This is a genomic window from Achromobacter sp. ISS7, assembly GCF_056523125.1.
Genome location: NZ_JAWRZD010000002.1, coordinates 1 through 25,047 on the forward strand (window position 1 = coordinate 1; position 25,047 = coordinate 25,047).

Annotated in this window: 17 protein-coding genes; 3 read left to right on the plus strand and 14 right to left on the minus strand. The window is 57.6% G+C overall.

The window, feature by feature from the left end; genetic code table 11:
* Positions 1 to 672 precede the first annotated feature (672 nt).
* From AC1HFW_RS31580 to AC1HFW_RS31600, 5 genes are all read right to left on the minus strand, one after another.
* Entirely contained in the window at positions 673 to 3,096 is a 2,424-nt protein-coding gene (locus AC1HFW_RS31580; protein WP_479286613.1) for a hypothetical protein, read from the minus strand.
* Between the two features lie 5 nt (positions 3,097 to 3,101).
* Positions 3,102 to 3,458: a hypothetical protein gene (locus AC1HFW_RS31585; protein ID WP_054432646.1), complete on the minus strand. Its 357-nt coding sequence runs from the start codon at positions 3,456 to 3,458 to the stop codon at positions 3,102 to 3,104.
* A gap of 20 nt (positions 3,459 to 3,478) precedes the next feature.
* Entirely contained in the window at positions 3,479 to 3,715 is a 237-nt protein-coding gene (locus AC1HFW_RS31590; RefSeq protein ID WP_479286615.1) for a hypothetical protein, read from the minus strand.
* Between the two features lie 194 nt (positions 3,716 to 3,909).
* Positions 3,910 to 5,583, minus strand: coding sequence for a UvrD-helicase domain-containing protein (locus AC1HFW_RS31595; RefSeq protein ID WP_479286617.1), 1,674 nt, complete (start codon positions 5,581 to 5,583; stop codon positions 3,910 to 3,912).
* 87 nt (positions 5,584 to 5,670) lie between these two features.
* Entirely contained in the window at positions 5,671 to 6,810 is a 1,140-nt protein-coding gene (locus tag AC1HFW_RS31600; protein ID WP_479286619.1) for a hypothetical protein, read from the minus strand.
* Between the two features lie 599 nt (positions 6,811 to 7,409).
* Here AC1HFW_RS31600 and AC1HFW_RS31605 point away from each other — a divergent pair.
* Positions 7,410 to 7,724, plus strand: a complete 315-nt coding sequence (locus tag AC1HFW_RS31605; RefSeq protein ID WP_479286621.1) for a hypothetical protein — start codon at positions 7,410 to 7,412, stop codon at positions 7,722 to 7,724.
* 3 nt (positions 7,725 to 7,727) lie between these two features.
* On the opposite strand, the gene AC1HFW_RS31610 is transcribed toward AC1HFW_RS31605, so the two are convergent.
* Entirely contained in the window at positions 7,728 to 8,234 is a 507-nt protein-coding gene (locus AC1HFW_RS31610) for a hypothetical protein (RefSeq protein WP_479286623.1), read from the minus strand.
* Between the two features lie 180 nt (positions 8,235 to 8,414).
* On the opposite strand from AC1HFW_RS31610, the gene AC1HFW_RS31615 reads away from it, so the two are divergent.
* The gene (locus tag AC1HFW_RS31615; RefSeq protein WP_479286624.1) at positions 8,415 to 9,164 is read left to right on the plus strand and encodes a hypothetical protein; all 750 of its coding nucleotides are present in this window, start codon (positions 8,415 to 8,417) and stop codon (positions 9,162 to 9,164) included.
* A gap of 72 nt (positions 9,165 to 9,236) precedes the next feature.
* On the opposite strand, the gene AC1HFW_RS31620 is transcribed toward AC1HFW_RS31615, so the two are convergent.
* Genes AC1HFW_RS31620 through AC1HFW_RS31645 form a run of 6 tightly spaced genes read right to left on the minus strand, consistent with a single transcriptional unit; the run spans position 9,237 to position 16,124 of the window.
* Positions 9,237 to 11,453 (minus strand): DotA/TraY family protein, encoded by a 2,217-nt coding sequence (locus tag AC1HFW_RS31620; RefSeq protein ID WP_156350320.1) that lies wholly within the window; start codon positions 11,451 to 11,453, stop codon positions 9,237 to 9,239.
* A 12-nt stretch (positions 11,454 to 11,465) separates the two neighbouring features.
* The gene (locus tag AC1HFW_RS31625) at positions 11,466 to 12,818 is read right to left on the minus strand and encodes a hypothetical protein (RefSeq protein WP_479286626.1); all 1,353 of its coding nucleotides are present in this window, start codon (positions 12,816 to 12,818) and stop codon (positions 11,466 to 11,468) included.
* 13 nt (positions 12,819 to 12,831) lie between these two features.
* Positions 12,832 to 13,386: a hypothetical protein gene (locus tag AC1HFW_RS31630; RefSeq protein ID WP_479286628.1), complete on the minus strand. Its 555-nt coding sequence runs from the start codon at positions 13,384 to 13,386 to the stop codon at positions 12,832 to 12,834.
* The gene (locus tag AC1HFW_RS31635; RefSeq protein ID WP_479286630.1) at positions 13,349 to 14,710 is read right to left on the minus strand and encodes a hypothetical protein; all 1,362 of its coding nucleotides are present in this window, start codon (positions 14,708 to 14,710) and stop codon (positions 13,349 to 13,351) included. The genes AC1HFW_RS31630 and AC1HFW_RS31635 overlap by 38 nt, the downstream gene beginning before the upstream one ends.
* A 14-nt stretch (positions 14,711 to 14,724) precedes the next feature.
* On the minus strand, positions 14,725 to 15,447 hold the full coding sequence (locus tag AC1HFW_RS31640; RefSeq protein ID WP_479286632.1) for a hypothetical protein: 723 nt from the start codon (positions 15,445 to 15,447) through the stop codon (positions 14,725 to 14,727).
* Between the two features lie 11 nt (positions 15,448 to 15,458).
* Positions 15,459 to 16,124, minus strand: a complete 666-nt coding sequence (locus tag AC1HFW_RS31645) for a hypothetical protein (protein ID WP_479286634.1) — start codon at positions 16,122 to 16,124, stop codon at positions 15,459 to 15,461.
* A gap of 98 nt (positions 16,125 to 16,222) precedes the next feature.
* Between AC1HFW_RS31645 and AC1HFW_RS31650 the strand changes: the two genes are divergently transcribed.
* Positions 16,223 to 16,426: a hypothetical protein gene (locus AC1HFW_RS31650; RefSeq protein ID WP_479286636.1), complete on the plus strand. Its 204-nt coding sequence runs from the start codon at positions 16,223 to 16,225 to the stop codon at positions 16,424 to 16,426.
* Between the two features lie 121 nt (positions 16,427 to 16,547).
* On the opposite strand, the gene AC1HFW_RS31655 is transcribed toward AC1HFW_RS31650, so the two are convergent.
* Both AC1HFW_RS31655 and AC1HFW_RS31660 read right to left on the minus strand, forming a co-directional pair.
* Complete coding sequence (locus AC1HFW_RS31655) at positions 16,548 to 18,497, minus strand: DNA topoisomerase (protein ID WP_479286638.1); 1,950 nt, start codon at positions 18,495 to 18,497, stop codon at positions 16,548 to 16,550.
* 93 nt (positions 18,498 to 18,590) lie between these two features.
* Complete coding sequence (locus tag AC1HFW_RS31660; RefSeq protein WP_479286640.1) at positions 18,591 to 24,917, minus strand: strawberry notch-like NTP hydrolase domain-containing protein; 6,327 nt, start codon at positions 24,915 to 24,917, stop codon at positions 18,591 to 18,593.
* Positions 24,918 to 25,047: the final 130 nt, after the last annotated feature.

Here is a 25,047-nt window from a genome sequence, read left to right on the forward strand (position 1 = left end):
ACATCTTCAGCTCAGTCAGCATGCCCGTGAGTTCGTCAGGCGCAATAGCCCGATTTGCGGCCACAACAGGGTCAACCGCTGCCACCCCGAAGCTGAAGCCCCCCTGCCCCGAACTGGGCGGCACAGTGGCCGTAGGGGGCGCGCTCGGCGCTACTGCTGAGGGTCGGGGTGACGACACCTGCGGCGGGATAGTTTTGGACGAAAACGAGAACGCCCCTCGGGGCTGGGCTGGCGATGAGGCCGAAGCGGCGCGCGCGATGGGAGCGTTCTGCGGAATGACCGAAGGCGCGGCCGGAGCCGGTTGAGTGGCTGCAGCGGGGCGCGGTGCCGCACGAGGTAGCGAGAACGCCGGCCTCGCCACCGCCTGGATCGGTCGACCTGCAGCAGGGGGCGCAGGTGGGGGCGTCGTCGTGGCTGCCGGAATCGAAGCAGGAGGTGCGGTAGATGGATCGGCCTTGGCCTCCGCTGGTGCCGCTACTTTCTTCGCTGCGGCGGCAAAGGAAAAGGTGAACTTCGAGGCCGGCTGCGGCGCAGGACTCGATCCAGTCGTAGGCGAAGAAACGGGATTGGCGGCGGTTTGACCGCCATTGCTAGTCGTGGACATCGAGCAACCTGTAAGCCATTATTTATGATTGATTTTATCAGCATACATTTGATTATTAAACGACGAAGCTAGGAGTGAATTGTCCGGAATTGAGCACTCATGTCTTTCGCAAGTGCGTAGAAGGTTTGAAGAACAGAGCGCATTTCCTTGTTGCCGACGAGCAAGGATTTGGCGATCTGCGCCTGGTACTTGCTCTGCGGCCACGCCTCCTCGCACGATGACACCAACATTCTGAACTGTGTCTTCTCCGCGGGGGTCCACGCCTTGTGGTCGATAGACGCCAGGGTCATCTCCTTCACCGCGCCCAACGTCATAGGGATCGCATCTGCCCCAGCCTCTTCCTGGCCCACGCCCACGGACTCAGTGTGCGCCCCCTCCCCGTCCAGATCGAAGAACGGATTGTCCGGATCGCCGCGGGGATCCCGGGCAGCAAGAATCCAAGGATCTTCCTCTTCGATTGAAAATCCAGGGGGCGTCACGCCGTATGAACGTCGATCCAGGGCCTGTTTGGGAAGGTTATACACGTCGGAATAGGAAGCTGTGCTTTCCTTCGCCTCCCCCCCTGTGGGTATACCTACACTAGAGGCGAACGAGTCTTGAGACATTGGAACGGATAGACGATAGGAATTGGTAGTGCCATAACCTGGGGGCGCAGCCATGGGACGAAGGGAAAGAGCTTCGGCGAAGGGGCGGCAATCCAGAACCGTGGACAGAACCTCGCTCCGTCGACGCTCCGCCTCCTTCTTCAGCTGCAGAGCAACTCGCTGCCTATACGCCTTGATCCAGCGGAAGGCAGTGGAAAGGGGTACACCCACCTGGTTGGCGATCGCCCTGATCGGCTGGGTACTATCAAATTTATACGCATCGACAACCGCAAGTTCAAGCCCTGCTCGATCGGCCTCAGCACGATGGTTTGTGGTACCGACAGCCCTGTAGACAGTTGACCTGCTGACGGAGAACTCGGCAGCTAGCGCTCTCACCGATCTTGCAGCCGCCGCACATTCGCGTAGACGCTGATTGCGCGCTCCACGCGCTGCTCGAGGTCCGGTGAGACTACGACGCCGGCGCTTTTCATCGGCGCCAATCAGAATGCTGAGTGAAGCTTGCTCGTGGGATGCGATTCCTAGCTTCGTTATCAACGTGGCCACGGAAGGCGTATAGACACGTGCCCGTTGATACCCCTGGCCATATCCAGTCCTAACCGTGGGGGCGCTCGAGTTGCGATCGACGTAGGCGCAGGCGGTAAACGGTCCTACCTTGCGAATGATGGCTGAAGCTGTGAACTCGCCCTGTTCTGCCGCTTGCTGGGCCATTCTCGCGTGTAGCGTCGTCAGCATGCCGGCCTGCCATAGGTCCAAACCGCCTTGAGCTAGACCAGCAAATTGCGCTGAAAGCACGGGAAGCTGGTCGACTGTGTAGAGGCCGGCGTTGAAGCGACTGACGAGCAGCCAAAAAATGAATTCGTCCCTTGTCCCCTCTGCCAGCCCCCCTCTTGAAAGGATCAAACTGGCGATATCGGCGAAGATTCGATAGTGACGCTGACGCAGCGCCGAAAGGTTCGCGTATAAGGGCTGGTCGGATGCAATCATGGCCCTTAAGCCAGACAGAGCTTCTTCCGTGGCTAACGGTGCGGTTGATTTGGGGGCGGCAGATCTCTTGGCCCGTGTTGGGATCCTTGGCGTGTGACTGGGCCCTGGCCCGACGCCCTTGCTTTTGGGGGCGCGGGTAACAAAGGCAGGAAGCCCCTCGACAGCCTTCTCTAGCGCCTCAACCGAATGTCGAAGCCCGTCGTCGCTGACGATCTGCACGGGCGCCCCCGCCTTGACGTTATGAGTACCTACAAGGCGCAGCACGCGTGTGATATCGCTCACCTTCGCATCGGCGCCAAACTCCTGCAGGAGGCCCATAAGCTTGTTCTGGGTGCTCTTCCATCGAGCGACGTTTGAAGCGTCCTTGACGTCCAGGCGTTCGGACAGGGCCCAATCTGCATAGAGTCCGCGCCCACTCGATATCAGAACCGGCAACGGGATGCCGGCAGCGGCACACTTTCTCAGGACCGCTTCCGCTACCTCGCTGATCGGCTTGTCGGACCAGGCCGCGCTCGCGTACACATCGAGGTCAACGAAGACCGTGCCAATGGAGTTCAGATACGTATTGGTGGTGCGAAAGCGGTTCGTGTCCTTCGCCTTGCCCCAAAAAAAGTCAGCCTGCGTGAGGTAGACGGAATCTTCCCCCTCGAGCTGATCCACCCACCCGAGCAACTTCTGCACGCAGATCTTGCGCGATTGCGTAGCCTTGACCTCGGTCTTGTGGGGAGAATCGCTCAGACGGCGAAGGCCGACATAACGCTGCTCTTCCAGTCCATTCCCATGAAGAAACCGCACGTGGTCTGAGGGCTTCGGGTTCGCTGGAAAATGCCGCTTCGATGAATGGGGGGCGGCAACGCAGGCCGGAGGCATCACGCCCCCGGTGGAGGAGATCACTGGAGCCACGCGCTTTACTGCACGCGGATAGAGGGGGCGCCCTCGCCGGACTGGTCTCGGAGCGCCCAGCGCAACGCTGTGGTGCTTTGATCGCAGTGAAGCTCAATCTCTACGCTCATCGCTTTGATTGTGGCAAAGTGGGGCGGGTCGTCTGACTCGCTCGCTTCGCTCGAGCTCAGCACGAAAGATGCATACCCGGACGTAATTCTCGAGATTCTGTCGAGTTCGGCCCGGTCGCTGTCATCCAGCGCACTCCAGTTCAGCTGAGAACCCAGCGCCGACAAGTCCCGCAACCGCAGCCATAGCCGCTCAAGCAGGGTGCTGAGGTCCTCAGGGCGTGAGGCAAACATGGAGGGGCGCTGGGCGAGCATGTGGTTGTAGCTCCGTTCCGTTAGATGCCTTCGCGCATCCGGGCACGCTCTGCGCCCATCTGCTTTTGCGTCGCATCAATTTGGTCCATCAGCGACAGTCCCTTGTTGGACTGGCTTTGCCATGCCCGGGATACCTTCGCAAACGGACGGTCTTCCTGCAGCAGGCCCTGCACTTTCTGTGCGATCTCCAACGCCACAAGGCCGGCACGGGCCGGTGGGAATGCGATGCCGATCGTGGTGGTCAGCGCTTTTGACATGACAGGATGCTCCCGCATGGCAGCAAGTGCAGATCCAGGCGCAGCCAACGCATCTCGCAGACTTTTCTCACTGATGGCGCTCGGCGCCAACTTCGACAACATACCCATGATTGAAGCCTTTAATGTTGGTTTTGCACGTTCGATTTGGAGATTAGTATAGCAAGGCCAAACGTTGTAAGTTGTAACAGGCAGGACTAGAACATGGGGCGGAGGTTCGAAAACGCACTAGCTGCCACCAACGCGCCGGGGCGTCTGAAAGGGGCTTCCTTGTTCTCAGCCACCTCTGTCGCGGAGAACGAACGGGTCCGGCGCCGGCGGTAGCTGTCAATGTTGTCGAACCAGTTATCCATCTCGTGGTTCGGCCGCAAATAGTGCTGTGCTCGAGTCGCCAGGACGTAGTACAGATTGATCTCCGACAGCGGGAAGGTCGCGCCCCGCCCCGACAACCAGCTCTCAGCTTGCTTGAACACATCCCGGAAATCGTCAGCAATGTGAACCTGAGGCCATTCGAGCCCTTTTGACCTGTGCCCGGTGGTCAGCACCGTCGTGGCCTCGGCCTCACGACCTTTTGGCACAGCGTTCTGGCACAGCTGCTCTACGATGTGCGGAATCTGCGATTGGTAGGTTTCCACGAGATTGGCGATGATCTTCGTCTCGGAATCGAAGTCGACAGCGTTCTTGAACTCTTCCCACGAAGGGTAGTTGCGCTTGAAGTACGAGTCCTGGATATCTGCCAGGCGGCCACACCGAAGGGCCCAAGCATCGTTGAGCCTCGAAACCCGATACCCTTCGATGCCACCCACCCAATGCACACCTTTCCCGTTCACCGCGACGGCGCGCTGCAGCGTGTCAGCGTTGGTTCGGGACAAATACGTAACGGGGGCGTTGGGGTCAAAGGGTCGGTCTTCCCCCATACCCTGGATGGACAGCACCTCCCCCTTGAGTTCGCTCAAGATAAAGTTCGCGATGTCTGCCGTCTTCGGGCCAAATCGCCAGGATTGCGTGAGAGGCAACACTTTCGCACTATCAGGCAGGTTCTCCATGGCGTTCACCGCGCCACGGAACTCATAGATAGACTGGTGCCGGTCGCCCAGCATCACCACCTGGCTACCCGTTTTGTACTGATTCTCCAGCAGGCGCAGCATGATGGGATTCGCATCCTGCGCCTCATCGAAGATCACGATGTCGTAGCCGAGATTCCCGCCCCTCATCACGAACATCTTGAGGTATGCGTCATGGGGAATGGTCACGGAGTTCACTTCGGAGCGCATACCCCGGACAACGTCGCCTGTATTCATGGCAAGCCATAGCAATTGGGCGTGTTGGGCGCACTGCTCAAGCGTGGCGTCGGTCGCACTCAAACTGCGGCGAGCATCCCGCCCATGAAGGACGGGGTCCACTCGCTCATCAGTCGACATGAAAAACTCTTTCAGGATACTCGCGGTGACCGCGGCCGTCCTGTAGTCGTTGCGCCCGCCCACAAGCGGCAGCTCATGACGCAGCGCGATCGCCCCCCACCGCTCGGACACTCGCGCCATTTGTCGGGGAGACAGACACTCCCTCGCGAGAGCGTGGGTGCTGGAAGCCGTTACCTTTTGGCTCACGCTCGGGTACTTAAGCTTCGCCTCGGCGGCGTTCGCCGTATTGAAGCAGAGGACCAGAATTCGCTTGTCACGGTTGTGGGCTGCAATGCCGATACCGGTGGTCGATTTACCGGACCCAGCGAAGGCCTGGCCAACAACAATGGGCGCCTTGCAGTGGATGATCTCGAGCTGCTCTTCCGAATACTTCGCCGGCGGGACATAGATCTTGGGGGCGGGAGAATCAAGTTGCTCAACGCCGCGGTCAATGACTGTTCCGAAACCCATGGTCTGCACCTCGCCTTAACGATTAGATTTGGTTGCATGAAATCTACTTCAAAGATTGCTGGATAGTCCAGGCAAGGTAAGCCAGTTTTATCCGGTTCTGCCCCCATTCGATGTCGAACCCTTGGCGAATGAGAACCCTCCCCGCTGAGCCTGCGCAGGCGCCGCCCTCTCAGGTCTCGGCGCAGTGACCGGTCGGTCGGGCATGGACGAACGGTGACCATGCTGACGCTTCCCATAGTAGGTCTGCGTCACTTTGGGGGCGCACCCCATTTGGGCGGCCACCACATCCACCGGCACGCCTCGCCGCTTCCTGTTGGCGGAATACTGCCCACGCATCATGTACAGGGTGAATGGGGGGCGCGAATCTCCAAACAGGTCCCGACAGATGTTCCAGAGGTAGACCCGGTTGTTGTCGTAGTAGCTCGAGAACGGTTGTTGAGACAGAAGGTGGCGCCGCACAGCGTTGAGGTGTTGGTCCACCCAAATTCTGTCCTCGGCATCGATCTCCACCACGCGCTCTTTCTGCTCAGGCGGAGGCAGACCCGCCAACGAAGGCAGAGCATTCACATCGGTCTTTCGCTTCGCCGTCCTGACCAGCAAGAGCCCCTTGCTTTGATCCATCCATTTCGCGCTCTCCCATTCCGATGGGCGCAAGCCACTCGCGAGGCCCGCCTGGAGCCACACCATGAGCTCGGAGGCCCTTCTACCATTGCGACGATCAGCCCCTCGAGCGCTACGACGGTTTAGCTCGGCGATCAGCGCTTCGAACTGCCGACGCTTAAAGGTCCGCGGCCGGCTTGAGCGCGAGCTGTACAGGGTCGACGTCTTTCCAGGCTTCGGCCCTTTGAAGCCTGATTTCGGCACGCCGACTTGGAGCACCAGCCGAGCGTGATGAGTTTCGGCCGATTCAGGCAGGGAGTTGATCCAGTACAGCAGCCCGCTGCGGTAATTGATGAAAGTTTTGGGCCTGATGTTCGGGGCGCGGGCGATCAGGTGATCAACGAGATCTATGGGCTGCACATCCCTCGTATGTGCATCGGGCGACACCGCGAGGAATTTCTTGCGCAGGGTTTTGACGTACGAGAGGTACAAATCTCGTGTTTTGTCTTTGATCTGGCGCGGGTGCTGGAGCGGCGGTGAAAGGGTGGCAGAAGCCGTATAGCTTTCATCCTCATCCCATTCCTCATCACGTTCAGGGAGGTCCAAATTTTCAGGTGGGTTGTGCATTTGATTATGCTGATTTACTACAATTAAGGTTCGCCACTTTGCTTGAGGCCCCTACCCCTGTTGTGGTAGCACCAGTGTAATGTAGCCATAAAAATACTATCCAACAAATGTAATTCAATCGCTTTTTCTTCACTTTGAACCGGCGGCGATATCGAATGGCAGATTTATCACCCGCCTACGCTGCCCGGTATGTGTGATTTCTTTGCGCTTTACAAAGGAATTCAAATCCCAGTCAATTCTGTGAAATCCTCTGTATAGGCTTCGATGATTGGGATGCTCAGTCCGATCCTGCGTGACGAGCCGCAGGCCTTCATTCGCTGAAACCGGGGCCCTCCAACGAGGTGCGCTGCTGCGCCCCCAGGGGTAAAGGCTCTCTAGGAAATGACGGAGAATCAACATACATCAACTTGTGGCTGAGAATCGGGATGGATATCAAGCATCAAGCCGGCAATCGAATTCAATATGAATCAATTCGCGGGCTGCCACCATGTCGGTCTAAATTGCTCGATTGCAGACTTAATCTGGAATCAAATGTAATGTTGCTGGAGTAAATCTAGATTACATCTACTGAGGGTCAAAAGCGTTGAATCCAAGCTAGCGTGGTTGATTACACTTTTCAAACTAGCCAAATTGGTTTTGAATCATTATCTTCGAATATCGCTACGTCACACAGACAAGCAAGCTTATGCAATTTGCGGCATTTTCATGCGCGTTCTCTCCTGAGCGGATTTCGCGGCGTATTGAATGAAATGCAATTTGGCGCAATCCAAGCTAAACGCAAAATGCGTCTTGGTGAAGGGCTGCGCGCACATCGAAAGTGCTTTTTGATCAATTTCAGCAGCGATCAAGACTGGGTATGGACGAAAAAAAGGCCGGACAATGCCGGCCATGCGATAACAGCGAGAATGGTGTGAGGACTACACGCCGATCTGATTCTGATCTTCTTTGTCCTTGGGCTTCGCACGCTGCATGGCAAGTTCGCTGACGATGTGGTCCTCAGCCAGGTTGTGGCTACGGGCATCTGCAGCGATTTGACGGCACAGATCAATAAGCCGATCAGCATGCTGAGATAGCATGACGGCCGCTGCGGTCGGAGAGGAATGGCTCAACACAGCTTGCTTGGCTTGCTTGTGTGCCCCCACAAGAGTGGCCTGCTCTCTCTTATGCCGAATAGAGCCTTGGTCTTCATCTCGTAGCTGAAGGTCAATTCCATCGAGGCCGCTGAGCTTGAGCACGTCGAGCAACCATACCGTTTCGGCCTGCCATTCGGACGTCTTATCCTTGGCCATTTGCTCATCGAGGAGCGCCAAGCCAGCGTCCAGATCTTGGGCCGTCCGTTCGGCAGTGGCCAGGGAGGATCTGCGTAGCCGCTGAGCAATGACAACTGCAGAAGGATTTCCGTCTTTCGTACTCGGCTGGTTCATGGATTTATGCGGCCAGAATGTTGGTCTTTCAATTGTATTTCCTATGATGCAGCCTCTCAAAAACGAAACAGCTCCATTTCTATCGTTCTGGGGTCAGGAGCCCAACCCCCATTGAAGTTGCAATGTGCCGTTTGCTAAGATGGTTTCACCATAACGAAAACGTCGCTCAGGAGCGCACAGATGTCCCCCTTTAAAGATTCGAGCCAGATGGTCGGTTCCGTTGGTCGCCGGATGGTCGGAGCGAGCATGGGCGCTGCGATTCTGCTGCCGGTGTTCCGTGCATGCTCGCAAGCGGGCTGGTCGGCTGCGTTCAAGGGTGTAGACGCCCTGTTTCGCGACAGCCGTAACCCCTACCTGGCAGGCGTTGTAGGCTGGGGCGGCCTGGCCGTCTTTGGCTTCGTGACCGCCGTGATGGGATCGGGCAAGCCGGCTCTGAGCTTGGCTGTGTTCTTCTTGGCCGTGCTGATGGCTAGCACTTTGTACGTTCTGCGTGAGCGGATATCTCGTCTGAAGGCCGTTGACGCGCAGCTCGGCCTGGGCTTCTCCGGAGGCGCTGTTTTGGCAGCACTGGCATCGATAGCGCTGTTCTTCGGCACCCTTTCCTACGCTGGCGTCAACGCCCTGACCGCTAATCAGCCCGAACTCAAAGCTGCCTTTGCCGATGTGTACCCGGCGATCGTCGGCGGCTTTTGGATACTTGCAGTGCTGAGCTTCTCGGTGAAGCATTTGCTAAACGTTGAGGCCTTCCACGCTGAAGCCCAGGCGGCTCTTTCGTCGGAGGGTTCGGCCTCCATGACCAAGGATGAGGTTGCCAAGGTGGTCGCAACCAAGGCCCGGATATCCATATCGTCGCTGTTCAAGGCCATAGCTTTCTCCCTCGTTATCACCGGAATTTACGCATGGATTTCAGGCATCGCCTACATCTTCTGATTTCAAATCATCACCCCAAAGAATAAGCCCCGGCCAATTGACCGGGGCTTTTCTTTTGCGCAGCTGCTGAGCTCAGGCCATGGGCCCGCGGGCCACCAGCGCTTGCCCCGTCCAGCGGGACGCATTCTCCGCCTTCCCTTCCGTCTTCGAATCCATCTGCTGGGCCAGTCGAGCCTCCATGCCGTGGCCGAACCAAGCGATTACACGATCAGGGATTTCGTAGATCAAATTGAACACGGTCTGGATCAGCGTCACCAACACGATCATCACCACGAAGAGCGTGCCGACCATGATGAACGGTCCAGTAAAGGTGTCACCCTGTACGTTTGCCAATGCCGGCCCAAACTGCTGGGCAAAGAACGTACCCATCAACGTCAGGATCGCAGAGGCGAAAAAGAAGCCCATCACCATGAGGCCTGGACGCAGAAGCATGTTCAGGATGTAGACGTAGCCGCGCTCGGTTTTCTGCCCCATCCCTTCACCGTCATCGTTCAAGTGAGAGAACGCCCACACTTGGGCTGCAATTAGCCCCTCGATGAGGGAAGCAAAGTAGCTAACGAGGGCTGTGTACCAGGTGATGAAGGGAATAAACGGAACATAGACGGCAAACACGAGGCCAAGCACCAGGGCGCCAATCAAGACCGTGCTGGCGATCTTTCCCGCCATGCTATCCGGCTTGATCTCCCCAAGTTTCGCAAGAAACCCTGCGGCCTTGCCCACGCCGGGGACCTTGGAGGCGATGTTTGCCGCGCCACTGAGTGCCCCGCCGATAACAGGAATGTCGCTCAGCTTAGGCATGGCCATCACGGCGCCTACACCGGTCAGAAGCCAATCACCGATGTTCTTTGCGGCAATCACAGGATTCACCATCTTGGTGCCGCCGGTGTTGTCCAGCAAAGCGTCTACAAGAGCTTTTGTCGCGCTTTGTCCCGGCGAGCAGTTGCCAATCGCGTTCTTATCCATCAAACCGAACAGGCACGTGTCGGGGGTTTTGTTTCGCTCCACATACAGCGCAGTCAACGGAATCTTGATGGTGTCAGGCACTGACGTGCGCGACAGATCCATCGGGGCGATCTCGAGACGACTCGCCAGAACTGCCGATTGCACCGCAGCGTTGCTCTCCCCGAAGGTCGAGTACCACGAACCGAGGGCCATCCAGCCCCCATCGGTCATGTTCTTCTTGGCTTTGGTACTGATGGCGGAAATTGCCTTCTTCGCCTCAGCCCCTGACTGGTTCTCAATACTCTGCTTCTCTGCGGCCTGGACCGAAGAAACGATGGAAGCCAATTGTTGGATCGGATAGGCCTGCAGGTTACCCGCGTTCACCGCCGTGAACCAGGACGCAGCAATGGGTGCAACCTGGGTTTGAAGCGAATGCAAAGCGCCGCGGCGAGCGTCGAGCACCCGGGTCGCCAGCTGTGCAATGTCGTCGTAGTTCACAGCAGAATTGCGAAAGCCAGCATTCCAAATGCCGGACTTACGGACGTTATCGGTCTCATCGATGATACGAATGCGGCCACAATCCACACCGGCACCACTGATCGCCACACCAGAATTGTTCATGGTCACGCGCGAAAGCAGCGGAGACAGCCCTTTCATGATGATGTTGGCGTACTCGTTCGACGCCAGCTGACACACGTTCATGGCGAAGAGCGCGTTCGCCGTCTCCATATCGACGGAGCCTGGGCTGGAAGTGGTCGCGATGCCGGGGGGCGGAATCACCACATCAAACTTGTCGGCAGACTGGACTGCTGCCGTCGCCAGCATGTTGGCCAACCCGATGCCAATGATGCCGACTGAGAGCATGATCGATTGGGCTAGAGAAAAGCCGGCAAATGCCGGAATCATGCCGAATACGCCCGTTCCAAGTCGAATCGGAATCCAAAACCCGTTTAGTCGCCGCCCAAGAACCTCCCCCTCATGGGCAGACACAGCGACGGCCATCACCGTCTTGTAGCCGATGAACGAGATACCCACCACAAACAGCACGGAATTGAACACAAAGAAGAGCTTGCCAAGCATGCTGCTCGCCATGCCGACCGTGGTCATTGGCGATTTGCCGAACTCGCCCAGCATCGCGTAGATGATGTCGCGAGATTTGTCCGCGTCGGCACCGCCCACGCTTCCAGCGTTCTTTTGAATGTCTTCCAGCGTGGGCATATCCGCCATCGTCTGCGCGACGGAAGGACTTGCCATCATCAGGAACACCATCAGGAAGAGCAGAGGGATCACCGGCGCCGACGCGGCAAGGATTTGGCGCCAACGCCCTGGGCTAAGGATGTAGTTCACGGTGGGTCACCATTATTTGGTTTGGTTCGAGCTCTGGGAGGTGCTGCTTCCCGTATCCTTGGCTTGGGTCGCTGTTTGCACGAGATCGCGCGACGCATCTTCCAATCGGACGCGATAGGTCTCCTCGTTGCTGTTGTTGAGCATCTTTCCGAGCAGGACATTGGTCTGCAGCTGCGCCGTGACGAGATCGCGCTGCAGGCGCAGGTTGTATGCAGAGATCATCAGTTGCTCTGCTGCTTTGGTGTTCGCATCTGCAGCCGCCATTCGCTTCAGCCAGTCCACATTTCCGATGCGGCGTTCGACCTCGATATCGTTCAACATCGCCGGTGACACGCCGTTTTCGTAAGACTGCTTCGGGAGATCCTTGAAGTAGCGCTTGAGGAACTCCCCGTCCTCCTTCGCGATCTGCTCCAGCGCAGGCTTCGTTGCTGGGTCTACCGTCGTGAGACGGTCATACTCCTGACTCGGGTACGCTGCCATGGACTTCGCCGTCTCATACTCCATGCGAAGGCCCAAATAGGGCGTGCCATTGACAGACTTGCTGATGTCTCCCGGCGGCCAAGGCGCCACCGAAGCGCTGTTGTTCATCGTGAGAAAGGCTGCTCGGGCGTCACGCTCGGGCCCCTGCACGGGCACGGAGATATTTTTGAGCGTCGCTCCCTCGGCCTGAGGCCCGTCGAACAAAGTCGCAGCCTTGATATCTGCGTCGGGAAAACGATTCTTCGCTGAAGGCGTCACCGAAACCTTCTCGCACATTTGCGCGCGGATCGAACCGATGACGACGAAGGTCCGGCACGCGCCCACGGCAAGATCCGCATGCTGCTTGTTTGCATCCTTGTCAGGCAGCTGCGGCGTCCTCGTCTGGTTCGCCACATTCATGGCTTCTTTCAGTCGCTCATCGACGTTGGACGGCTCATAATTGCTGCCGGGACCGCTCGGCCGAACGGAGCCGCCGGAGCCACCTCCGCGCGGGCCTTGCGATGCCCCTGCGTTTCCGCACGAAGTCGGAGCGACTTCCCGCTCGGCCTCGTTCTTCGCTCGATCCTTCTCGAGTTCCGCCTGGTTCTGTCCGGCAATTCCCGTGTTTTTCGACACTGCACTGGAAATGCCGGCAGTGGATTGGCCGATCGCCTGCACGATGTCTGAGCGTGCCCGGTCCACCGCTGCTGACACAGCGTCTTGCATCTGACTGATGCGATTCCGGGTCATCTGCCCTTCCATCTGCGCAGTCTGAGAGCAGATGGCTGTGATATCGCATTTGACGTAGGCTTCCGCCGCGCCTGGTGAGAGCATGAACACGCCCCCGACGAGGAGTGACGCTCCAATTGCGTTCAGGGTAATGCCACTAAGTTTCGCGTTGATCATGTTTCGCTCTCTATCAGTTGCCCAGCAGCTTGCCCAGGTCATCCCATGTGGAGCCGCTACCGCCGGCACCGGCTGCGTTCGAGATTCCGGGCGTAGCGATCGCGGGGGTGGATCCCCCTGCGGATTGAAGAACGTCGCTTGCGGCACCACCGCCAGCCTTATTGATCGCCTCGTTGACCTTCCCGATCGCGGTTTGAGACTGCTTCTTGATCTGAGCGCATGCAGCGCTGCTCATCTGCTTGCCGATCACGTCGACAATCTTTCCCAGGGCGCCAGATGCTCCAACTGCGTTTCCGATTTGCGTGCTCACGTCGATCATGCAGTCGGCCATTGCATCTCGCGCCTCACCCATAGTCGTGTGCGCTTCGTCGATCGCGCCCTGCTCGCGCTCAATCCGATCGGAGCGAGCCGTTTCAATTTCCTCGCACACGTCGGCGACCTGCGCGTGAACAAGCGAGGCAGAACACGCCATCCAAACGCTCATGGTCAGACGTGCAAAACTCCTTTTAATAGGATTTGCTTTACTTTGCTTATTTTGGCCGCTGGCCGAAACTGAAAGTTGAGCCACTTTTTTTCTCCAAATTTGGGGCACAAGTTACCGACTCGCGGCCATGCTCCGAAGTATCGGGTTGTTGGGTTGCAGACGATACCGAAGGTCGGGCCTTTGGTAAGTAATGAACGTACGACGTGGCCGCCATGGCGTTAACAGCATTTCTCTCGACCAGGATGTAGCCGTTCCGGGCGCGCTCTTGGACCGTTCGCATGATCTGGTCATACAGGGCGTTGACCCCCTGCAGCGCTGCCTCGGAGAACAGATCGTCCTTGAACGCACTGCGGAGAGCGCGGTCCGTCAGGAATTGATACTCTGCCCGCACCAGTGTGATAGCTCGATCAATGGAATTTTGCGTCCAAGTGGTGGAGATATCCAGGTCATCCATGACCAATTCGTTTTCTTTCGCAATCTCCAGCGCGATCCGGGCTAACGCACCGGCTACCGAATGAGGATCACGCCCATAGGAAAAGGGTGCTGGCTCTTCCTTCTCCCGCTCGCTGTCATAGTCACTCAAGTCGAAACCTTGGACCTCTCGCAACGCAGCCCACGTAGCCCGCACAGCAGCCTCAGTTATCCGAGACTGGCTAATTTCCTGAGTGGAGGCCTTCGTGTACTCACCGGCCAGGTGGAAGAGGTCCGCTACGTCCTGGTTGAGATAGGGAGCAGCTCCACCAAACGCCCGCTTAGCGATTTCCTTTAACGGCCCGGTGTCGATCATCCCGGTCTTCTGCCATTGCTCCGAAACGAAGTCGGCGGCCTGCTGCAATAGCTTGGCTCTAAGGTAGACGGGAACATTGCGGCCGCCGTCAACGATGCTTTCGGCAACGTCGTTGGCAAGATCGTGCGAGGCTCGAACCAGGTGGTTCAAGATCTGCGTCCGAATGTGCGCTGGCACTTCTGCGCCGCTGCCAGGCTCTTTGGCAAGCGCTGCGAACAATCGCATTAGGGCCTTGGAACCAGCAGCAGTCACTTTCAGAGTCTTCTGATTCGCCAGGTTCTGAAAGACGCTTTCTTTCGGTGCCTGCAAACGGTCAGGAGAAAGCGGCTCTTGGATACCTTCTGTCAGCGCTATCGGCCGCGTGGCATCAGAAGCTGTTCGCATGCCACGATACGACACGTCGGTCTTGGACGCCGGGTTGGTCAACGCAACGTCGCCCACGTTTTCAGGCGCAGAATCCTTTCCATCAGCACCTTCCTGAGCCGTTTCAGGCACCTCAGAGGGCGCAGGAGTGGGAGCAGCGCGCGCTGTACTCATGAGACCCGTGCGCGAGGCCTGAAGGAGCGCAAATCGCGATTGTCTGAGCTGGGGGGCTGTTTTTTGCGAGTTGCTGTCCGTCACGAAATCAGTTCCTGTTAAGTGGACTGAGACGCGAACGAATTCGGTGAAGCGTGCGTCCCAGCGGGTGCCGATGTTGGCGAAGTAGCTCGAGGAGTCACGAACTCCTTCATCTGGAAGTTCAAGTCAAACCCCTCGGGCACGGGAATTTGAGGAATGGTTTCGCCATCCCACTCGATCCTGTCCCACTGAGCAATAAAGGGAACAAGGTCAATCCGAGCATTCTCGGTCAGTCCTAGCACGCGGCGCGCAGCAAGGATAAAGACCAACAATCGCAATGTTGATGAGACGTCGCTGCCGACCGGCGGCGGGTACGCGGCGAGCGGGAAAAAGCCGTTGGAGCTTTCACTAAAAGTGACCTCCAGACTATCGAACGGAGCGGCCGGCGTGCCAGGTCTTTGCTCGATGCTTTGCCAGAGGCGCATCGCCTCGAGCGCAATTACCGGCATGACGGCTTCAGGCTGAAAGAGTTGCTCCGACCGTAGCCGGGTATCACCAAGAAAAAACTGAATGCCACAGCAATTCGCGTACTGCGCCAACACGCGATGAATAGACAGTGAGTCCGCCCCCCTCGTGAGCGAACCAAGGTCCAGACCAAGGTCTACAGCCATGGGAACGGGGGGCAGCATCTCGCCTGCACATATGCTGCAGGTATTGCTGTCCGGCACGTCCTCTTCAGTGTGCCCGCACAGAGCACACTGGAAGCGGGAATAGGAATCGACGTACCCTGGAAGAACCATGACCCGTTGCCTTAGGCTGTTTGGCGTTGACGTACCGGCGCCGCAGATTCGTCATCCGAATCTTCGTACGCGTCGTCGAGCCCTTCCCCATGAGGCGAGAAAACCGTTCGATAGCTTCGCAAGACATAGCGAGCTTCCGCCGGATCATTGAGGATCCAGCGCGCCAGCTCATCGGACCGCTCCCCCACCCGGGGAACGGCAACCTGGCCAAGCGATTGAATCCGCATTTCTTCTTCGAGCAGATCCGCGCAGTCTTGAAATGACAGCGGAGTTTCGAACGTGCCGAGCAGCCATCCAGACGTTTCATCGTGGATAACCCTCGAATGCGCTTTTGATCGATCGCTGGACGCCGGGTCTCGAAGCACGGCTTGCGCCTTGGTGAGATCTTCAGCGCAGGTCAGAAGCAGGTCAATCACCAGCCTGATATACGCATCATTCGTAAAACCGGCAGGCGGGGCATCAGTTGCTACTGGTGCAGCACTCGCGGACTCGACGTACTGAGTTGCATGCGCGCGGGCGACGATCGCATCATTGATCTGCGGCGCCGCGGCAAAATCCAGTGCCAACTGACGCATGGCGCCGGCAAGGGGCGGCGGCTCAACCGGCTGCAAGCTGCCAACTGCTCGCGAGAACAGGGACGGCCTCTTCGCGATGGTGGGTACGGGTTGGATAGTCATAGAGATTCCGTAGCGGATCAGGGACTGGACAGGACTCAGGCTGCGGCGAGCGGAGACGCTGCCCGCATGAACCGGCGAAGAAGCTCTCGGCGCTGAGAATGGACGTTCTGCTGAGAGATACCCAGCTCATCCGCGATTTGCGCTGCGGACTTCGTGGTCGTGAAGGACGCGACGAAAAGGTGCCGATCGCCCGAGCTCCAGCCAGCGACGGACCTCAAAGCGAGATCGAACCGGCTTCGGAATTCGGGGCGCTCGGGGAGCGCCGGATGGCTGATGTCGACAGAAGTCATGCAACACCTTAATTAACATCGTTTTTGGTAGTATAGCCTTGTCATTGAAAAGCGTGGTCAGTGCATTGGCAACAACGCTACGTCTTTGAAAACAAAGCGAATTTGATCTAGCAGTACAAATATAGAATTTTTGCTACTTTGGGCTTGAGGTGATCTGCGTTCTGGCGCGGGCCACAACATCCTTCACGTAGACGATCTGCGAGTTGAGCACCGCAGAGTCATCAGCTTCACCGCGCTCGATGGCGCCGAGTAACGTCTCCCATTTGGCCGTCGTGGCCACGTCTGTAAGCCAGGCCGGCAACCGGCCGATCATCTGTCGGCCAATGTCAGACGATACGAGCTCGTGACGCTTACCCACCTTGCGCGACCCGAGCAACTTACGCTTGAGCAGGTTCTTGAGCGTCGGCTCTCTCGTACGCGCTGTTCCGATACCTTCGGTTTGCTTCAGCATTGCCTGCTCTTCCTTGGAACGGGCAAACTTCCCTGCATTCTCCATATCGCGGATCAGCGCATCCTCCGTATATCGGTCCGGAGGTGACGTCTTTCCTTGAGTAATCTCCGCGCCCGAGGGCTTTAGAGCCTGGCCATTCTGATATGCCGAGAGCGCAGCGACGGTTGCCTTGGATTCGGCGCTTTTAGTATCTTTTGCCGGGCTGCGTTCGACTGCCTTCCAGCCCCGAGCCACTTCTTCCGAGGCCGTCGCTCTAAACTCGTCGGTGCCAAATACCACCGTCAAGCCCGCCTTCTTCGTTACTGCGGGAGGGTAGAACTGGGCGATGTAGCGGCGACAAATTGTTTGGTACACCGCTAGCTCTGCAACCTCCGCATTGGCCAACGAGGGGACCTTCCCGGTAGGCACGATTGCGAAGTGTTCATCGATTTTCGAATCATTGAACGCCCGAGATTTGAGAGCCGCGTTTGAACTTGCGACCTCTTCTTTGAACATCTCACCGAGTGCGGACAGCACGCCGGCGCCGGCGGAGAACATCGCCTCTGGCAGATACCGGCAGTCTGTACCAACGTAGGTGATTGCTTTGTGCTTTTCGTAAAGCGTCTGAGCCGCCTTCGTAACCTCAGCCACGGTCAGGCCGTGTTGCTTTGCGGCTTCAGATTGAAGCGACCCCATCGAGAAAGGCAGCGGCGGTGCTTCGCTTGCATTCTCGACTTTGGCCTCGCTTACGGTACCCTGTAATCCGGCCTGGATCTTTTGCAGAATGCTTTGGGCAAGGGTTGCATCGACGATTCTTCCGTTCGGGTCTATGCCAGCAGTACCCTCACCGTCAAGCCGCTTCTGCCAAGCTAGACGCGTGCCATCAGCCAAGATAAGCGTAGGGACGTAGTAAACCTGAGATCGGAAGTTTTCGATCTCGAGGTCACGCTTGACGACAAGGGCCAGCACAGGCGTTTGCACACGGCCAACTGACATTTCTCGGATGCCAGTTACCACCTGATAGGCCATAGAGGCGTTCATGCCAAGCAGCCAGTCCATCTTCTGGCGCGTTGCCGCCGCCAGGCCTCGAAGCTTCCACTTACCCGCGCCATTGGGATCGCAATCCCTTACCGTTTGATCCAATGCCTCTGCGGTCATGGAGACGATACTGATTCGGCCGATGTCTGCACCGTATGGATCTCTTCCAACGTAGTGCAGCAACTCGTCAAAGATCAGCTGACCTTCGCGATCAATATCGCAAGCGTTCACGATTTTGTCGGAACGCTCGATAAGCTTCTGCAAAAGTTGAAAGCGACGGGACGGTACGGGCTTATTGCCCTTCATCTCCACCTTCCCGTCGCGACCCGTTTCAGGCGACGGTTCGAACTTGAAAACGTCCGGGATGAGCGGGAGAGCATCCATCAGACTCTGGTTCTGCTCACGTGTCAGATAGAACCTGGGTGGAAGCATTTGCAGCATATGCCCGAACACACTGCAAATGACATCGCCGCTACTGAGCGCAAGGTATCCGTCCTTGCCCGCGGAGCTCTTGTTCGAGACAGAGGCACCTTTCACGCGGCACAATGCGGCGGCCATCTCTAGGCCAACGCTGGGCTTTTCAGGAATCCAAAGTGTTTTGGGTTTCGGCAGCATACATACCTTCAATCGTCGACTCTTTATTCTCAGTGTTGGGGGTCTGAGATCAAAGTGAATACCGAACCAATCGGCCCGGAATTCCCGCCCCCCCTACGCCGCAGGAGTCGAGGAGGAAGACTGCACGCGTGCGTTCAAGCTAGCCTCGTGGACCACTTCGTCCTGCGCGATACGCTGCGAATTCTGGGCATCCGCCAGATTGGCTGGTTGTTGCTCGATACGGCACTGGTCCGGCGCGCCTTCTGGCACCCCAAAGGAAGTCCCGACCATTTCCTTCATACGTTCCCGGCGGTCGCGTTGTTCTTGCGCCCTACGTTGGTCTTCGAGTGCAGGTGCGGCCAATCTCGCGTAGTGCCGCTCCTCTGCGATCCGTGCCAACGAGTAGCTGAAGCCGCGCTCCGGAATGTGCATTTGCAGCCCTTGAGTCTTGATGAGGATGTCCATGAAGCGCTCTCGCCCGGCGGGCGTAGGCGGCAACTTGATAGACAGCTGCGTTTCTTCGGTCGCAGACCGGGCCGCCCGTGTCGAGTACACGACAGGGTACGGCTCGCCAGGATTCGCAGTTTCCCACTCACGCTGATCGCTGTTTACCGCATTTCGAAGGGTGCGCTGAATCTTCTCCTTTTCCGCCTTGTCGATCTTCCATCCAATCGCGCCATTGGCGACATCGATCAGCATCTGATCAGGAAGGTTTGTGTCACGCGACATTGATGCGAGGGCACCCTTAAACGACGTGTACACAACCGCGACCCTATCCGCGTTGTAGTTCACGCCAGCCTGCGCTGCGGCCTCGGTATCGAACAAAAGACTCATGAAGTCCTTGATGCTCGCGCGAGTGAAAAGCCTCAGTGGGAAGCTGCTCGCAGCGTACCCGTGCAGGCCATCGATCTCTACGGCTCGATGACCCTGACCAGCCTCGTCCGTATAGATGATCGAAGTTCCCTTCTTGGTCGCACGGGCCCACTCTCCTGCCTGGAACATGTTTCCGACCAGAAGAGTCTTTCGGCGCGTTATCGGCCCCACCTGGAAGCGACCAAACTGCCTCGCAGCGTTAGCAATTTCCGAACCGTTGCCCATGTAAAGGTTGGAGTTCGCGCTGATCAACGGAAATGTTGGTGCAGAGCCGGCGAGCTTGAACAGAAGTGCCCCAGACAACACCGTTTCAGCCTCATCGCCCGGTGTCGAAAAGTGGAATTTCCATCTCGACAGAACAGCCTCTTGACCCTGGGGGGGAATCTTCACGTCCGAAACTACGAGACGTCGATCGTTAAAGAAGTGCCCGAAACGCTGGTTTGAATCGCGGGTATGAATCCAAACCTGCGTTCCAGGTGTGAGCTGCGGCAAGATCTCGCTTATGAACGCTTGTCGGAAATGAGCTTCCTTCACGGCGTTGTGCTCACCAGCTTCAAGAGCTTTCTCCAGCGTCTCGAAGCCGGTTTGAGGCAATGCGATAACTTTTTTCGCTTCCATCACATTGGCGGCATGTTTGGTCACCGACGAGAAATCCACCAGTTCGACCTCGGGGTTCAGAGACCCCCACACCTTGTTGAAGCGCTTGCGTTGCCAACTATCTTCAGTGATGCCCTCTACAGTGGGCAACTCTACGAGTGAGGAGCCGGGGCCTTCTTGATGCAGGAGGACTCCCTTCTCGAGGTTGAGGAAATATTGCTTGGCCTGGCCACGCTCGTTCAAGAACCAAAGCTTGGCCGAAGCTCCGCTTCGAGAGACCAACGCCATAAGTCTTTGCATGGTCTGTGTGCCTGGGATGCGAGACTCCACCGCTACCCAATGATTCTGTAAGGCAGCGAACCCTTGACCCATGCGATCAGCGCCACGCGAGGGCGCAGCGCCGGCGCCAAACGGGTCGGCGGCGAGATCATCTGCATCGTCGGTGTCTTGAGGCTCCTGCAAGGCTTCCTCAGGCAGGCTCATAGCCATTGACGACAGGATGCGCTCCACCCACATATCATGGCGTTCCTGAGGCGTAGCAGCATTCTCAGCTGCCAATGTGAGATCAGGTACGCGGTCACCGAACTGCAGCTCGGATACGCCTAGGATATGCTGAGGCTTGACTCGCGGATCCGCGGCAAGTCGTTGAGAAGACTCAACGATTCGTGCCTCAACATCCTGCCATTGCATAGGCTGATAGTGCTGAGTGAACTCGACCTCCCGACGAAACACCGGACTGTCGAATGCGCTCAAGGCTGAAATATTCTCCCGCGGACCCCATGCCACACTCTCACGCATGGTCCTGGCATTCCAGTTCTTCGTGGGGATAGTGTCCGAGTCCAGCGAAAGCTGATTCTCAAGCAAGGCGTCTTCGTAAGCGACGACCAGGTCGGCGTACACCTTGTCTTGGTCCTTCGGCGCCAGCAAGGCCAGCCGTTGCGTGATCATCTGCGCCAGACCATGAGCGGCATGCAGGCGAGACATTTGGATGTCGAGACGACCCGCGATGCCTGGGTTCTCGAGCAGATACTCTTGACATACACGATCGCCGGTGCGATTAAGAAGGTCGGGCACGTCTTCCATCACTGCAGCGTTGTCGCGTGAGGAACGAATGTTTGCCGAAAGGCCCGTCAACTTTTTGTTTTGCATCATCAGAGGACGCATTTCGCCCGGCAAGCCGGTAGTCATCATTGCGATCCTCGGCGGAATCACCTGGTCGAAGCGATTCACTCGGCCAAACAGCTGGATGCGGTTATTCGGGTTCTCATCACTCTGCATCTCGAAGAGCTCACGCTGACGCGAGTCCGGAAAGCGCGGTGATGAGTGAATCGACATCCCGGTTGCCGCGGATTTGTTCAATAGCAATGCGTCAACCGCGGCGGAATTGAAGTCCTTCACGAGCTTTGTTACGTCCGACTTCTTCCGCGCGCGCTTCCTTAGCTTAGCGAAAACCGCCTTCGTACCATCCCACGAATCATCTGTGGCCGGCTCCAAGGCGTAATGTCGGCCGGAGATTTCCCCTACCGACATGCCCGCGCGTTCCATTTTGATGCGCATGGTGTCTACCGGGATGATCGGCAACATTGGCAGCGCATCGATTCGTGCGGCAATCGTCTCGATGCCCTTCTTGTATGAGTCGACCACGTCCTGGTCCAACCCAGCCATGTCGAGAATTCGCGTCTGGACTGAAACGGTCGACTGGGAATCCTCATCTTCTCCATATCGAGCCTCGTCAGCTGCATCAGTCACGCGGATGCCGCCCAGCTTGGTAAGAAGGCCACGCATCATGTCTTGCAGAGTGGGCACGCGAATCTGTTGAACAACTTCTGCCGGCGCCATGCCGGCATCTAGCATGTCGGCAATCTCGCGAGTTACGACGTCCGCATCGGAGAGAGCGTTGGCGTCACCCCGCGCTCGAAGTGCTTCGATGTCGACCTTGATTCGCTCGATTTCCTCATTCACGAGCTGACGTACAAATGCTTCCCCGGTTTCTTCGAACACAACGACCGGCCTGCGTCCGGCTCGCATGGACGCGATGGCGCAGTCAGCGGTGTAGTCAGCCGCGAGCGCCGCGAGGGTTCTCCGCATGACCTGGTAGATCGCGCCGCCAGTTCCAAAGCTCGACGTGAAGAGCTTGCCGGCCTTGTTACTGATAGGTGCCTGCGATTGCTGCGCCGGAGCGGTGTTCGCTGGAACCTCGTCCAGCAGCCGCCGCCACGTCGCTAGTTCCCCTAGCAGGCGCTGATACTGTGCGAGAACTCCGTCCACCTCAATGCGGTCACCCGCTGCGAAAGCCTCGGCGATCTGCTGATAACCAATATCTCCTTCAAACGGGCCCGGATTGTTCGCCTGAAGTGCGGCGATCGCTTCCTCCCTCGCCGCAACATTTCGCGTCAACTCGGCTCGGCGAGCCTCGTTGGACGCGATTCTCGCGGTGTTGTTCGCGTCGGACGCGGTGATGGTGTCCCTGGCTTCCCGCGCCGACAACAGTGCGTTGCGTGTCTCCGCGTTCATTCGCTGCAGCATGTGGTTGATCTCGCCAGAGACCATAGCCATCATGCCGAGCAACTCTGAGACTTGTGCCGCAACCTGCTGATTGCGTTCCGTGTAGACGTTGTCGATGGCAACGGTGAAGTCGATCTTCGAAAGATCGTGCTCGCGCCGAATGAAGGCGCCATCCATTGCGAGCATGGATGAGAATACCTCCGAGAACACCTCACCGTCGGCGCGCATTGCGGTGGCAACTTGCGAAATGTTCACCGATTCAGGAAGTGCGCGGCTGTAGATGTGGAGATTCTTGGACGAGGCTGCCCACGTGGCCGATGAATAGAGAACACCCCAGGCACTGTCGACCATGCTCTGGATCTGTTTCGCGATGTTAGAGTCGGACCCCGCCGCGATATGCGCCTCATCGCAGATGACCAAAGCGTCGGAACATTGCTGTGCCAGCCAGGCAGCTTTCTGCGAGCCCTCACCGTGTATCTGTGAGTAGGTGGTGAAAATGATGTTGCTGTTGTCTTCGATGTCGCCGGCGATGATGCGAGCCATTTGCGCAGCAGTAGGAGGCGTGGCCAGCTCTTCAGCATCGCCCATGATGTTCAGAATTCGACCATCGACGTTCGTGATCAGGGGCCGGAAGCGTTCCCATTCTCCGATATCGATCAGGTCGCGCCCAAGATCTGAGAATAGGTTTGATCGATCGGTGACGAAGATCACCTTCTTTCCAAGTTTGTTTGCCCAGCTGCACACTGATGCGATGGCACGGCCCTTTCCAATGCCAGTCTCGTCGCCCAGGATGAAGCCTCGACCGCCCTGCAGCCGGTTGATGATCAGACCAATCGCGTCGACCTGCTCGGGTGAGAACCTGTCTTTCAGCGTTTCCGCACCGATTCCAAGTTCTGCAGCAACGAAGTCGTCAATGCCTCCGTTGGCCTCCTCAAGCCGAGCAAGAGCAAAAGCTGCGGCAGACTGCAGGTTCTTCGGCACCATCGTGCTGCCCTGGCCGGTCTTGGAAAACGCCAGGTAGGGCCGTTGGAAGCGATTCTCTGCTCGGCTCGAGTCTTGAGCAATCGCCTCGCGCGCCTCTGCCTCTTTACCGATGCGCAGCAACCCTTCGTCGACGAGAGTCTTCAGATCGTTCCAGCTGGAGATGGAGACGGCCTTCGGCGAGCTTCCTTCACTGGGCCGGCCTACGTGTTGAAGCACAAACATGTGAATCGGTTTGGCCGTACCTGCTAGCCACCCCGGAATCACGATCACCTGCGCCGGCGTCGCGTGAGCTTCTAGGCGCGGCAGGATGTCCAAGGATCCCGCGGTGACGACGCTAGTTCCGCCTTCACTGATGTTTGCGAAATGTCCAGCGATTTCAGCGTCTGTGGGGCTGCCCGACACGCGCCAGTAGCTCGCGTCGACAGGGGCATCAAGCGCCGCAGCCGGAGCGATAACCGACGGACGATGATGCGATTCGGTTCCCCAATCGCGGGTATCCCGGTCCTCGACAAACACAGCGGTAGATTCCGGCAGAAGCCCAAACCCGAACCCAGGGATCTTTCCGGACACGAGTACGCTGCTTGAGGAAGTCAGGAAGCGCTGCACCTGAACCGCGACCGGCGCAGGAAGATACGGTGTGCTCAAGCTGTCATCGATCAGCGCAGCTCGGCCAGGCATCATCTCCTGGTAGTAAGCAGCGTCGGCCCAAGCTTTCCCTGCAGTGTCGTTATTCTCCACCAAGGATTCCAGAATCGCGCTATCGATCGCTTGTGCAATCAGGGCGCGATCACTCTGTTCCAGGGTGACGACCTCCTTTTGGAGCACAGCGCCGGCGAATCGCAAAAGCACGTCGAGACTCTGCGCCTCTCCCTTTTCGCACGCGCGCAGCACCCCTTTCGCGCACTCCCTCACCTCCGATGCGGTGGCTCCGCGGAGGAACAGCGGCGACGGTGCAATCCGTTCTTCATGAATCAGCTTATCTTCCGCTTCGCTCTTGTCCAGGATGAATCGTCCGGCCGCCCCCTTGTATACCTGTTGGCCTGAGAGGTTGTATCCCAGATAGGTGGCACGATTCAGCACCTCTACGATCGACTCAAGATCCGAAGGAGTTTCCTCGGCCTGGCTGGTAGGTTGGTTGCGGAGTTCATCCTTGCGCCGCTTTTCCTGGGCAAGCTTGTTGAAGTCGATGAAGAACTCGTCCATAGCCATGGGGCGGACGACTGCATCAGGAAACACCGAATGGAAATGTGCGGCGAGCACACGATCAGTCAGCGCAACCGCCTTCGTCAGATCCACTCCGTTCTTCGCGATGATGAACCCAAGGTCATTCACGATCCGATAGAAGGCAGTGCTCCTCGGACGGACACCCTTGATTACCAGCACCATCCATTCATTCTGGAAAAGCCCACCCATGAGCTTTGCACCATTCGAATCCTTCAGATCAATCCAGTTCCTGAGTTGGGGCTGTTGCGCAGGTTTCATCTCTGTTGCCTAGTACGGTTGTTTACTTCAATCGGAATTTCATCTCTGCCCTGTCGCCAAGAGAGACATGAAATTCCTAGAAAAAAGGGCGGACGGGAATGTCCCCGCCCGCCCTTTGACTTGCATGCCG